Annotated in this window: 14 protein-coding genes; 8 read left to right on the top strand and 6 right to left on the bottom strand. The window is 51.8% G+C overall.

Translation table 11 applies throughout. From position 1 onward, the window contains the following. Window positions 1-82: 82 nt before the first annotated feature. Complete coding sequence (yqhD, locus tag ACLD11_RS00185) at window positions 83-1,246, bottom strand: alcohol dehydrogenase (RefSeq protein WP_411014383.1); 1,164 nt, start codon at window positions 1,244-1,246, stop codon at window positions 83-85. 192 nt (window positions 1,247-1,438) lie between these two features. Here yqhD and ACLD11_RS00180 point away from each other — a divergent pair, with 192 nt between their 5' ends. After that, window positions 1,439-2,338 carry an AraC family transcriptional regulator N-terminal domain-containing protein gene (locus tag ACLD11_RS00180; protein ID WP_411014382.1) on the top strand — a complete coding sequence of 300 codons (900 nt, stop codon included), beginning with the start codon at window positions 1,439-1,441 and terminating at the stop codon, window positions 2,336-2,338. 63 nt (window positions 2,339-2,401) lie between these two features. Here the strand turns inward: ACLD11_RS00180 and yghB are convergent, their stop codons facing one another. Beyond that, on the bottom strand, window positions 2,402-3,061 hold the full coding sequence (gene yghB, locus ACLD11_RS00175; RefSeq protein ID WP_000268441.1) for a DedA family general envelope maintenance protein YghB: 660 nt from the start codon (window positions 3,059-3,061) through the stop codon (window positions 2,402-2,404). A 139-nt stretch (window positions 3,062-3,200) separates the two neighbouring features. Beyond that, a complete protein-coding gene (metC, locus tag ACLD11_RS00170; protein ID WP_023202153.1) occupies window positions 3,201-4,388 on the bottom strand; it encodes a cystathionine beta-lyase in 1,188 nt (395 codons plus the stop codon). A gap of 251 nt (window positions 4,389-4,639) precedes the next feature. Here metC and exbB point away from each other — a divergent pair, with 251 nt between their 5' ends. Further along, entirely contained in the window at window positions 4,640-5,374 is a 735-nt protein-coding gene (gene exbB / locus ACLD11_RS00165) for a tol-pal system-associated acyl-CoA thioesterase (protein ID WP_000527859.1), read from the top strand. Window positions 5,375-5,380: 6 nt separating this feature from the next. Next, a complete protein-coding gene (gene exbD / locus ACLD11_RS00160; protein WP_001251476.1) occupies window positions 5,381-5,806 on the top strand; it encodes a TonB system transport protein ExbD in 426 nt (141 codons plus the stop codon). Between the two features lie 112 nt (window positions 5,807-5,918). Here the strand turns inward: exbD and ACLD11_RS00155 are convergent, their stop codons facing one another. From ACLD11_RS00155 to ACLD11_RS00145, 3 genes are all read right to left on the bottom strand, one after another. Beyond that, a complete protein-coding gene (locus tag ACLD11_RS00155) occupies window positions 5,919-6,803 on the bottom strand; it encodes an SDR family oxidoreductase (RefSeq protein ID WP_000019032.1) in 885 nt (294 codons plus the stop codon). Between the two features lie 123 nt (window positions 6,804-6,926). Then, window positions 6,927-7,331 carry a cytoplasmic protein gene (locus tag ACLD11_RS00150; protein ID WP_411014381.1) on the bottom strand — a complete coding sequence of 135 codons (405 nt, stop codon included), beginning with the start codon at window positions 7,329-7,331 and terminating at the stop codon, window positions 6,927-6,929. Further along, on the bottom strand, window positions 7,318-7,728 hold the full coding sequence (locus tag ACLD11_RS00145; protein WP_411014380.1) for a hypothetical protein: 411 nt from the start codon (window positions 7,726-7,728) through the stop codon (window positions 7,318-7,320). The genes ACLD11_RS00150 and ACLD11_RS00145 overlap by 14 nt, the downstream gene beginning before the upstream one ends. Window positions 7,729-7,831: 103 nt before the next feature. On the opposite strand from ACLD11_RS00145, the gene ACLD11_RS00140 reads away from it, so the two are divergent. The 5 genes from ACLD11_RS00140 to hybO all read left to right on the top strand — a co-directional run bounded on the left by ACLD11_RS00140 (window position 7,832) and on the right by hybO (window position 12,739). Beyond that, window positions 7,832-8,335, top strand: a complete 504-nt coding sequence (locus tag ACLD11_RS00140; RefSeq protein ID WP_411014379.1) for an ESA_00282 family adhesion-associated protein — start codon at window positions 7,832-7,834, stop codon at window positions 8,333-8,335. 279 nt (window positions 8,336-8,614) lie between these two features. Next, on the top strand, window positions 8,615-9,109 hold the full coding sequence (locus tag ACLD11_RS00135) for a TIGR00645 family protein (RefSeq protein WP_000439335.1): 495 nt from the start codon (window positions 8,615-8,617) through the stop codon (window positions 9,107-9,109). Between the two features lie 306 nt (window positions 9,110-9,415). Beyond that, window positions 9,416-11,059: a methyl-accepting chemotaxis protein gene (locus ACLD11_RS00130; RefSeq protein WP_411014378.1), complete on the top strand. Its 1,644-nt coding sequence runs from the start codon at window positions 9,416-9,418 to the stop codon at window positions 11,057-11,059. An 84-nt stretch (window positions 11,060-11,143) separates the two neighbouring features. Then, window positions 11,144-11,431 (top strand): DUF2623 family protein, encoded by a 288-nt coding sequence (locus ACLD11_RS00125; RefSeq protein WP_183059497.1) that lies wholly within the window; start codon window positions 11,144-11,146, stop codon window positions 11,429-11,431. Between the two features lie 189 nt (window positions 11,432-11,620). Continuing rightward, window positions 11,621-12,739, top strand: a complete 1,119-nt coding sequence (gene hybO, locus ACLD11_RS00120; protein WP_000145429.1) for a hydrogenase 2 small subunit — start codon at window positions 11,621-11,623, stop codon at window positions 12,737-12,739. Window position 12,740: the final 1 nt, after the last annotated feature.

The raw sequence follows: 12,740 nt of genomic DNA, 5'->3' as shown, positions 1-12,740 counted from the left end.
TCGCCGGAGTCGGGTCCGGCGAGACTAAGTGACTTAAGTCTGGACGAAATGGCCAAAAACGAAAGTCAGAGGCGAAAAAACCTTAGCGCGCCGCTTCATAAATCCGACGGCTGACATCCAGCGTAATATCCTGATTTTCACCTAAATTTGTGCATCCATGCGCCTCAAGTTTGGCCAGTAGCGCCGGAATAGCGCTGCCATCCAGGCCGTAATCGGACAAGTGGGTAGGCACGCCCATCTGTTCGAAGAAACGGCGGGTGGCGGCAATGGCGGCATCAATACGCTCGTCGTCGGAACCGTCGGTGATATTCCATACACGTTCAGCATATTGCAGGAGTTTTGCGCGTTTAACGTCTCGTTTTTCGTTCCATAGCGCAGGCAGAATGATAGCCAGCGTCTGGGCATGATCGAGACCGTGCATCGCCGTAAGCTCATGGCCCAGCATATGCGTCGCCCAGTCCTGCGGAACACCAGCGCCAATCAGGCCATTCAACGCCTGAGTAGCGGCCCACATCACGTTAGCGCGGACGTCATAGTTTTCAGGCTCTTGCAGCGCTTTGGGACCTTCTTCGATCAGTGTGAGTAAAATACCTTCGGCGAAACGATCCTGAATTTTGCCGTTAACCGGGTAAGTGACGTACTGCTCAACGGTATGGACGAAAGCATCCACGACGCCGTTCGCAACCTGGCGCGGCGGCAATGTATAGGTGTAGACCGGATCCAGTACGGCAAACACCGGTTGCACGAACGAGGAGTGGAAGGCCTGTTTGTCGCCAGTGGTTTTACGGGAAATGACTGCGCCGGCGTTCGATTCTGAGCCGGTTGCCGGTAGGGTCAGCACAGACCCCATCGGGATTGCGCTACGAATCTCAGTACCGCCGGTTTCCAGAATGTGCCACGGATCGACGTCGTTCGTATACTGCGCCGCTGCGGCGATAAATTTGGTGCCGTCCAGTACGGAACCGCCGCCAACGGCCAGCAGGAAGGTAATATTTTCGTCGCGCACAAGCTGCACGGCCTTCATCAGCGTTTCATAGGACGGGTTCGGTTCAATACCGCCAAACTCCCGAACATCCAGTCCTTTTAACGCTTCCTGAACTTGCGCCAGTACGCCGGTCTTTTTCACGCTACCGCCGCCATAGGTAATCAGCACGCGGGCGTCCTGTGGGATCTGATCGCGGAGATCGACGATAGCGCCTTTACCAAACAGAATGCGGGTAGGGGTATGTAATTTGAAATTGTTCATTGCTCATTCCCTTATGTGGGTAAAAAGAGGGCAGGCGGCTGTCTGCCTGATGGTCATCATTGTGGTCTTGTGAGGGATGTCTCTCAATGCACATTTCTGCCAATGTTTTGCCTATTTCTCCAGAATGCTGGAGAAAATCGCTAAAAATGCGCACAATCCAGCGGAGTGGATTTGATAAAAAAATGGCGCGTTATGAATCGTGAAGCAATTTGCTTACAGTTGGCGGATAAAATTAATCATTTAAAAAGTAATGATAAAATAATCAGCGAGCGGCTGGCGGGCATTCGTCTGTTGTATGGTGTTGAACCGGGGCCGCGCACGCCGGTCATGTATCAGCCTGGCATCATATTTCTCTTTTCCGGCCATAAAATTGGCTATATTAACAAGCGCAAGTTTCGTTATGACGCTAATGAATATCTTTTACTGACCGTGCCGCTTCCTTTTGAATGCGAGACCTGGGCGACGCCGGAGGTACCGCTGGCCGGCATTCGGCTCGACATTGATGTGCTGCAACTGCAAGAGTTGCTCATGGACATTGGTGAAGATGAGCGTTTCCAGTTGCCGATGGCGGCCAGTGGGATTAACTCCGCCACGCTGTCGGACGAGATTTTATGCGCGGTGGAAAGATTGCTGGATGTGATGGAGCGCCCGCTGGATGCGCGGATTCTGGGAAAACAGATTATTCGCGAAATTCTTTATCATGTGCTGATGGGGCCGCGCGGCGGGGCGCTGCTTGCGCTGGTTAGTCGCCAGACGCACTTTAGCCTGATCAGTCGCGTACTTAAACAGATCGAAATGAAATACACCGAGAACCTGAATGTTGAGCAACTGGCGGCAGAAGCGAACATGAGCGTGTCGGCGTTTCACCATAATTTTAAGGCGGTCACCAGCACCTCGCCGTTGCAGTATTTAAAAAGCTACCGACTGCATAAAGCGCGGATGATGATGATTCACGACGGTATGAAGGCCAGCGCCGCGGCGATGCGGGTCGGCTATGAGAGCGCATCGCAGTTTAGCCGGGAGTTTAAACGTTATTTTGGCGTTACGCCGGGCGAAGATGCGGCAAGAATGCGGACAATGCAAGGGAGCTAAGTGGGGCATCCCGCCACGGCTCAACGAAGCGTAACCGGGCCATCCTGGCCGATTATGAATACGTCAGGCGTTACAGTATTTCTTTTTAATCACCACGACCAGCGTACCTAACAGCCCGGCGACCAGTAGCGCGACGGGAAGGATCATTAAAAATGTCATTACCTGGTCTTCATGGCGCTTAACAAACGGGATCATACTGAGCGCGTAGCCGAAGCTGGTCACGACAGTTACCCACAGCAGGCCGCTTAACCAGTTAAAAAACTGAAACCGGCGGTTGGACAGGCCGGAAATACCCGCCATTGTTGGCAGCAGAGTGCGGACAAACGCCAGAAAGCGCCCGGCAAGCAACGCTAACAAACCATGACGGTCAAACATGCAGGTGGCGCGCTGATGATATTTTGCCGGAAGCTGCGCCAGCCAGCCTTTGACGGTACGCGTATTACCGAGCCAGCGTCCCTGGATATAACTAAGCCAGCAGCCGAGACTGGCCGCGGCGGTGAGAATGCCAATCGTCGGCAAAAAATGCATCACATCCTGGGCGATCAACGCGCCTGCCAGTAGCAGCAGACTATCGCCGGGTAAGAACGACGCTGGCAGCAGACCGTTTTCTAAAAATAGCGTGGCGAACATGACAAAGTAGACGACGCTAACAACGTGTGGATTCGCCAGCGCGGCAAAATCATGTTGCCAGAGCGCAGCGATAATATCTTGAATGACAGCCATGAACTTTCCTGTGGAACAGCATTTACGCTTTTATCCACCTATTGTACTCCTGAATCGTCCGGGATGCCTTGATCCCGGACGCAACAAACGCAGACTTTTCGACGGAAATTGTCTGCATATATGTCCATCCACGGCAACTTTACACAATTCTGGCGAAGCCGGCGGCTAAATCAGCGATCAAATCATCAACATTCTCTAAACCAATATGCACCCGGACCAGCGTACCGGTAAAATCTACGCCGCCTGCGGGACGAATCGCGGCGATCTGTTCCGGCTGATTAGCAATTATCAGCGATTCGTAGCCTCCCCAGGAGTAGGCCATACTGAACAGCGAAAAGTTATCCAGATAGGCTGATAATTCTGCCTCGGTCAGCTTTTTATTGAGCACAAAGGAGAACAGACCGCTGCTGCCTGTAAAGTCTCGTTTCCAGAACGCATGACCTTTGCTACCCGGCAGGGCCGGATGATTAACGCGCGCGACCTGAGGATGGTTCGCCAGCCATGCGGCGATTTTGAGGCTGCTTTCTTGATGCTGGCGCAGTCGGACGCCGAGCGTGCGCAGACCGCGGCTGGTCATATAAGCCGTGTCGGCGTCGAGCATTTGCCCCATCAGATAGGCGTTTTCCCGCAATTGTTCCCAGCAGCGCGCATTTGCAACGGCAGTGCCGACCATCGCGTCAGAATGACCAATCAGATATTTAGTGCCCGCCTGGATAGAGATATCAATATCGAATTCCAGCGCTTTGAACAGAACGCCAGCCGCCCAGGTATTATCAATCATGATGACGGTTTCTGGCGCGATGCGTCTGACCGCACTGACAATGGTCGGAATATCATGTACTTCCATGGTAATAGAACCGGGGGATTCCAGAAATACGACTTTCGTGTTCGGCTGAATATGTTGCGTGATATCCGCGCCGATGAGCGGGTCGAACCAGCTTGTCGTCACGCCCAGTTTGCCGAGAATTTTGCTGCAGAAATCCTGGCTGGGTTCATAGGCTGTATTGGTCATCAGGATGTGGTCGCCCTGCTCAACGAATGCCAGAATGGTGTTGGCGACCGCCGCCGCGCCGCACGGGAAGAGCGCGCATCCGGCGCCGCCTTCCAGTTCACACATGGCTTCCTGGAGCGAAAAGTGGGTCAGCGTTCCCCGGCGTCCGTAAAATAATTCGCCGTTGGCGCGATTGCGGGTAGCGTGTTTTTTGGCCTCGACGGTGTCAAACACCAGTGAAGAAGCGCGTTGAATCACACTATTCACGGAGCCAAGCGTGTATTTTTTGCTGCGTCCTGCGTTTACCAGTTTGGTATCCAGCTGTTTATCCGTCATGTTGCGTTTCCTGATTTTAACCGTCTGGATGTCTAAACTAGCATGAATATAACCATCTGCACCCTGGCGACGTGTGATACAGATGAAAATTTTGCCAAAATAAAAACAGGTGGCTTTTTTAATGCGTAAGCGCAAAGAAAAAGCATTAAAGGTGCGGCAGTATGTAAATAGTAATGAGAACGACTATCAATTCGACGTCGTTTTGATATTATTATGCTCAGATTTTGTGATTTGCGTCCTGGAGATACAGAGTGGGTAATAATTTGATGCAGACGGATCTCTCCGTCTGGGGTATGTATCAGCACGCCGATATTGTCGTGAAGTGCGTGATGATTGGTCTGATTCTGGCGTCAGTCGTCACCTGGGCTATCTTCTTCAGTAAAAGTGTTGAATTTTTCACGCAAAAGCGCCGCTTAAAGCGTGAACAACTGCAATTAGCCGATGCGCGCTCTTTAGATCAGGCTTCCGACATTGCGGCAGGTTTCAGCGCAAAAAGCCTCAGCGCACAGCTCATCAATGAAGCGCAGAATGAACTGGAACTCTCTCAGGGCAGCGAAGATAACGAAGGGATTAAAGAACGTACCGGCTTCCGTCTGGAACGTCGCGTCGCGGCAGTTGGCCGCTACATGGGACGAGGCAACGGTTATCTGGCGACGATCGGCGCCATTTCCCCCTTCGTCGGGTTGTTTGGCACCGTATGGGGCATTATGAATAGTTTCATCGGTATTGCGCAAACGCAGACCACCAACCTGGCGGTGGTTGCTCCTGGGATTGCGGAAGCGCTGCTGGCGACGGCGATTGGGCTGGTAGCCGCGATCCCGGCGGTCGTCATTTACAACATCTTCGCACGTCAGATAGGCAGTTATAAAGCAACGCTGGGCGACGTGGCGGCGCAGGTATTGTTGCTGCAGAGCCGCGATCTCGATCTGAATGCGAGCGCCAGTGCGCAGCCGGTACGCGCCGCGCAGAAATTACGGGTAGGGTAATGCGTCATGGCAATGCGTCTTAACGAGAACCTGGATGACAACGGCGAAATGCATGAAATCAACGTGACGCCGTTTATCGATGTCATGTTGGTTCTGCTGATTATCTTTATGGTGGCTGCGCCGCTGGCGACGGTGGACGTCAAGGTGAATCTGCCCGCTTCTACCAGTACGCCACAGCCGCGTCCGGAAAAACCGGTTTATCTGTCGGTGAAAGCGGATAACACCATGTTTATCGGTAACGATCCGGTGACGGATGATACGATGATTGCCGAGCTAACGGCCCTGACGGAAGGGAAAAAGGATACTACGATTTTCTTCCGCGCGGATAAAACCGTAGAGTATGAAACTCTGATGAAAGTGATGGATATGCTGCATCAGGCGGGCTATCTCAAGATTGGTCTGGTCGGCGAAGAGACCGCGAAAGCGAAATAAGTATTCTGCTGATGCTGTAGGCCGGGTAAGGCGAAGTCGCCACCCGGCTTTTTTATTGCTTAAAGTGGCGCTTTGCTTAACAGAAGTGCGCCATCTTAATCGACTTCATGCGTTAGCCTAAATGTTCCCCGCCGCACACGCCGTGCACTTCTGCGGTAACGTAACTGGATTCCTGGCTTGCCAGATAAACATACACCGGCGCCAGCTCTGCCGGTTGGCCGGCCCGCTTCATTGGCGTTTGCTGACCAAACTGCGGAATTTTATCCTGGGTTTGACCGCCGGAAATTTGCAGCGCTGTCCAGATAGGGCCAGGCGCGACAATATTCACACGAATTCCTTTTTCCGCCACCTGTTTCGCCAGGCCACGGCTGTAATTGAGGATTGCCGCCTTGGTTGCCGCATAATCCAGCAGGTGCGGACTGGGCTGATACGCCTGGATAGACGACGTTGTGATAATACTGGCACCTTTTGGCAGCAGCGGAATCGCTTCCTGGGTTATCCAGAACAGGGCAAAAACGTTAACGGCGAAGGTTTGCTGAAATTGCTCGCTGGTCAGATCTTTTATCTCCGGGATTGCCGTCTGTTTACCGGCCACCAGCGCCAGAATGTCCAGCCCGCCCAGCGCTTCACGCGCCTTATGGACCAGCGAACGGGCGAACGATTCGTCGCTAAGATCGCCTGGCAATAACACCGCTTTACGGCCGCACTCCTCAATCAGCGCTTTAACCTGCTGGGCGTCCTCCTCTTCCGCTGGCAGATAGTTGATCGCGACATCTGCGCCTTCACGCGCGTAAGCGATAGCGGCAGCGCGCCCAATCCCGGAGTCGCCCCCTGTCACCAGCGCCTTACGATCTTTAAGGCGACCACTGCCGACATAACTTTTTTCACCACAGTCAGGAACAGGCGTCATTTTCGCCTGGACGCCGGGCGCCGGCTGTTTTTGCTTAGGATACTCGCCGGTGTAATACTGCGTGGTAGGGTCGTATAGATGAGACATTGAGCTTCTCCCTTCAGGTTGAACACCCTTTAAGCGTAGACACTTTTACTACCGTAAGAGGGAGAATCAGAACGATCCTTATGCTTCGCCCGTATTTACAACAGAGTTAACTAGCCATGAAGGTTATTTTTCTTGCCGTGCGACGGTGGCGACGTTGCGCGTCCGGTAGTCGCCATCAGAAAGCTTACGCGTCAGACGTAAGGTTGCCGTCTCGCGAGCCAGCAGATGCTGCCAGTCACTTTCAAGACGAGACATAATTTTGTCTCGTAATTCAGGATGCTGCTCGATAATGGCATTGATGGTCGCGCCATAAATCTCCTCTTTGACCTGTAACGCATACATCTCCCGTCGGTTTTGCCACTTCAGGCGCACTAACGCCGCCGGTATGGATACCACCTCCTGCGTTACCTTTTCCAGCGTGGCATTTTTACTGGCGATTAGCGCTGCAAGATTTTGCTTTAAGATAAATTCATCACTTTTATGGTTGTCTAAAGCCAAATAAACGTTATTGTCTTCAACTTTTTTCATCTTTATCTTCCAGTGAATAAAATAGCGGCATATTGGTTTCGCGAGTGATTAAATTAAGCCAAATGGCATTGCCTTTTTCATTTATCATTGCGGTTTTATCCGCCAGTATTTTACTTAGCGTTTGGGCATCAATATCGCCTTCTGCCTGTAGTGCGTTTATCAGGCGGGCAAACGTTTCAATTTTAGCCACACAATACAGACGTTCTTTAATATGACGGTCGCGTTCTTCAAATAATACGTTTCTGTGTTGCCCGGCAGCGTTAGCGCTAATTAAAATATCGGGCTCGAAATCGCTGAGTTTTGTCTTTCCCTTAGGCAAATTTTTACTGTTTTCTGTGGCTTCAGGGGGCGGCGATGACAGGCGAAAATGAGAGGAAACCAGATGCTCAGGAAGCATGACTAAATATCCTTTACGATCAGTGGTATACTATTTTTAATAGTGTAGGTTTCGTTGACAATAACATGGCGTAATTTTAAAATCAAAAAAAATGGAGCCTGCTATGAACAGTATTTTTTATTCTGTTATTATATTGCTATTACTGACCGGCGCGATACTCTTCCTGATGTGGGAGATTAATAAAAAACGTCCTGGTGGAAAAACCGTAAATTTAAATCAAACTGAACCCATGACAAAGGAAGAGGGCGAAGATCATTTCTCAGTATTAATGAATTCGATAACGCCGGTATGGTACTGGCGTGTTAACCATGAATATATCGACTTCCTTCATGCAACGATAAAACGAATGACAATGACTGAGTTGAATGAAACGCCTGGATTATTTGACGCACAGCGTCGTTGCAGCGACCTTAACTCTGCCGTTTATAAGTATTACGACAATATTAAGAAGCGTTGTCTGAACGGAGAAAAGGTGCCGTATTCGGATTTGGACGTCCTGAATTTACGTCAGTGTTTTCGCGAGTTCAGTCTTGAGGCCTACCCGGCATTGGTCGCGCTGGTATGGCCGGAATATCAGCGCCCACAGGTTAAACCGGATGAGATTTAGAGCCTATCCCATTAGGGCTATTTTACTTGCCATTTTGGACCTGGGCAGTGCTCGCCAAAACGCGTTAGCGTTTTGAACGCCGCTAGCGGCGGCCCGAAGGGCGAGCGTAGCGAGTCAAACCTCACGTACTACGTGTACGCTCCGGTTTTTGCGCGCTGTCCGTGTCCAAACTGGCTGCGCCAATAACGCCTGGTGGGATAGGCTCTTAACTGGCATGTTGATCTGATGTTGCATGGTTGAGATATACTGTTGCTGGTTTTAGTTACCTGACAGGTCCCTATGGAACGCTTTCTTGAAAATGTAATGTATGCGTCTCGCTGGCTGCTCGCGCCGGTGTATTTTGGCCTCTCTTTGGCGCTAATCGCTTTAGCGCTAAAATTTTTCCAGGAAATTCTACACGTTCTGCCGAACGTTTTTGCCCTGGCGGAGGCCGATCTGATCCTGGTGCTGTTATCGCTGGTTGATATGACGCTGGTCGGCGGATTGCTGGTAATGGTCATGTTCTCCGGGTATGAGAATTTTGTCTCTCAACTGGATATCTCTGCGGGCAAGGAGAAGCTGAACTGGCTGGGGAAAATGGATGCGACTTCGCTAAAAAATAAGGTGGCGGCATCGATAGTCGCTATCTCTTCCATTCACCTGTTACGCGTGTTTATGGACGCGAAAAACGTCCCGGATAACAAATTAATGTGGTATGTCATCATCCATCTGACCTTTGTCCTGTCGGCATTCGTGATGGGCTATCTGGACAGATTGACGCGGCATAACCATTGAGCCGCCGTCAACGGCGGGGCAGTCGGGCAAAGGACGTTGAGCCCGGCTGTAAAACAGCGCTTCTTTAACGGCGGATAACCGTCTCCCTGCAGTCTTACGCAATATTTTTACTACATCTATTCATTTACCCAGTAATAAGACTAAAAGATTTTCTCTGCGTTCACAGATATATAACATCTGCGGGTACGTAAACGGCGATAACTGTAAAAAAATGGAGAATGCATTATATATTCTCCGCGCCTTGCCGATAACGAGAGTGCGTCATCGTCTGATGACTAATCTCTTATATTCAGCAAGGAAATTCATATGCGTTTGCTGCAAAACTTTACTATTCGTATGGTCATGCTGACGATACTGGGACTTTTTTGTCTACTCTGGTCGGGGGTGGGGTTATACAGCGTCCATGCTTTATCCGAAGTTTCGGAAGGAAATGATATTGACCGGCATCTTGTGCGGCAAATGACGGTGCTAAGCCAGGGTAACGATCAATATTTCCGCTTTGTTACCCGTCTTAGCCGCGCGATGGATGTAAAAATCAGCGGCGGCACGCCCGATTTTGCGCCCGCCCGGCAGTCGCTCGAGAATATGCGTCAGAAGCTGGAGGAGATGAAAGCGCTATCGCCAGGGCCGATGAACCCTGATATCTCAAGGGAGGTCTTGTCCAACTGGCAGGCCTTGCTGGAGAAAGGCGTCGTTCCTCAAATGCAACTGGCGCAGCAAGGATCGCTGACCGCCTGGAGCGAACATGCCAGTACGATTACGCCTGCACTCAGCCGCGCGTTCGGCGCCAGCGCGGAACGGTTTAGTCATGAAGCTGGCGCCATGCTGGATAACACCCGCGTGATGGTCGATGGTAAAACCCATACCATCCGCATCCTGCTTATCACGGCGGTGATTCTGGGCATTGCCATCCTGATTTTTACCGATCGCTATCTGGTTGCAATGATGGTGAAACCGCTGGAGCGCATCCGTCAGCAATTTCAGCGCATCGCGCAAGGCGATCTTAGCCAGCCGATTGAAGCGTTGGGGCGTAACTGTGTAGGCCGGTTGGTGCCGCTACTGCGCGCGATGCAGGACAGTTTACGCGAAGCCGTGAGCACGATCCGCGCAGGAAGCGACAATATCTGGCGCGGCGCGACGGAAATTTCTACCGGTAATAACGATCTCTCTTCCCGAACGGAAGAACAGGCCGCCGCGCTGGAAGAGACAGCCGCCAGCATGGAACAGCTTACCGCAACGGTGAAAATGAACGCCGAACACGCCCGCCAGGCGAGTCAGCTTGCGGACGCCGCCTCGCTAACGGCAGGAAAAGGCGGTGAGCTGGTTTCCGATGTGGTAGAAACCATGGACGGTATTTCCGCCAGTTCGCAGCAGATCGCCGAAATTACTACCGTGATTAATAGTATTGCTTTCCAGACCAATATTCTGGCCTTGAACGCAGCAGTAGAAGCGGCCAGAGCGGGCGAGCAGGGACGCGGCTTCGCGGTGGTCGCCGGTGAGGTTCGTAACCTGGCCAGCCGCAGCGCGGGGGCGGCGAAAGAAATTGAAGCCTTAATTGGCGAATCGGTACGTCGCGTAGCGCTGGGCGCGCAGTTGGTCCAGGAGACCGGCGCGACGATGGACGCCATCCTGCGTGGCGTCACGGAAGTGACGACGATTATGAAACAGATCGCGTCCGCCTCCGAAGATCAGAGTAAAGGTATCTCTCAGGTTGGCGTGGCGATCACGCAAATGGATAGCGTTACGCAACAAAACGCCGCGTTGGTTGAGCAGGTTTCCGCGGCGGCGGCGGCGCTGGAACGGCAGACGGAGGATTTGCAACGCTCCGTACAGCAGTTCCGGCTTTCCGCTAGTGAGCCGCAACAACGCGTCACGGCGAAAGCGGCGCCTGGCGTTCAGAGAATGGCGTCGGCTCCCGCACAGTCTACTGATGAATGGGTTGCTTTCTGATGTGAAGCAAAAAAGCGCGTAATGCGCTGGCCTTCATTTAACCAGTCGCTATATAATTTATTACATAGCGACTGGGGAGGTCAGATGAATAATCATTTTGGGAAAGGGTTAATGGCCGGGTTGCACGCGCCATATGCATATAGCGCGCATCATGCGGTGAATTTCTGTTCTGAGTATAAACGTGGCTTTGTATTAGGTTTTACACACCGTATGTTCGAAAAGACCGGCGATCGTCAACTTAGCGCGTGGGAGGCCGGAATTCTGACGCGTCGCTATGGTCTGGAGAAAGAAATGGTGATGGATTTCTTTAAAGAGAATCATTCCGGGATGGCGGTTCGCTTCTTTATGGCCGGTTATCGACTCGAAGGTTGATCCAACAGGGGTATTATCTTGCTTTAATTAATTACACTATCGCTTCTTCCCTTCGTTTTACTGTTCCGTCGAAGTATTATGGCGCACATAACCATAAAAAAAGTGTGGTAAATGGCGTACCGATCGCAATAACTTCTTCGCGAACAGTGCAAAATAAAAGCCAGGTCTTCGTAACGGAATAACTATAAAATGACTGGAGATAATACTCTCATCACTTCTCACGGCATTAACCGTCGTGATTTCATGAAGCTTTGTGCAGCACTGGCCGCTACTATGGGGCTCAGTAGCAAAGCCGCCGCAGAAATGGCAGAATCGGTATCCAATCCACAGCGTCCGCCCGTTATCTGGATTGGCGCTCAGGAGTGTACCGGTTGTACCGAATCACTGCTTCGTGCTACACACCCAACCGTTGAAAACCTCGTTCTGGAGACCATCTCTCTGGAATACCACGAGGTACTTTCCGCCGCATTCGGTCACCAGGTCGAAGAAAACAAACATAACGCTCTGGAGAAGTATAAAGGGCAATATGTTCTGGTGGTGGATGGTTCTATCCCACTAAAAGATAACGGTATCTACTGCATGGTTGCCGGCGAGCCGATCGTGGATCACATCCGCAAAGCCGCCGACGGCGCAGCCGCGATTATCGCTATCGGTTCCTGCTCGGCATGGGGCGGCGTTGCTGCGGCTGGCGTAAACCCAACCGGCGCTGTCAGTCTGCAGGAAGTCTTACCGGGCAAAACGGTTATCAATATTCCAGGTTGTCCGCCAAACCCGCATAACTTCCTGGCGACCGTCGCGCATATCATCACTTACGGCACGCCGCCGAAGCTGGATGCGAAAAATCGTCCAACCTTTGCCTATGGCCGTTTGATTCATGAGCATTGCGAACGTCGTCCACACTTCGACGCAGGCCGTTTTGCCAAAGAATTTGGCGACGAAGGCCACCGTCAGGGCTGGTGTCTCTACCATCTTGGCTGTAAAGGGCCGGAAACCTGGGGCAACTGTTCTACGTTACAGTTCTGTGACGTTGGCGGTGTCTGGCCAGTGGCGATCGGTCATCCTTGCTATGGCTGTAACGAAGAAGGTATCGGCTTCCATAAGGGCATTCACCAGCTTGCTCATGTCGAAAACCAAACTCCGCGTTCAGAGAAACCTGACGTCAATATGAAAGAAGGCGGCAATATCTCTGCGGGCGCTGTCGGTCTGCTTGGCGGCGTAGTCGGTCTGGTTGCCGGCGTCAGCGTGATGGCGGTACGTGAACTGGGGCGTCAGCAAAAGAAAGATAACGCTGACTCACGGGGAGAATAAC

This window comes from Salmonella sp. 741265116_PST, assembly GCF_046567715.1.
GTDB classification, from domain to species: Bacteria; Pseudomonadota; Gammaproteobacteria; order Enterobacterales; family Enterobacteriaceae; genus Salmonella; species Salmonella enterica.
The sequence above is the reverse complement of the archived record's forward strand: the minus strand, read 5'-3'. Positions and strand labels throughout refer to the sequence as shown.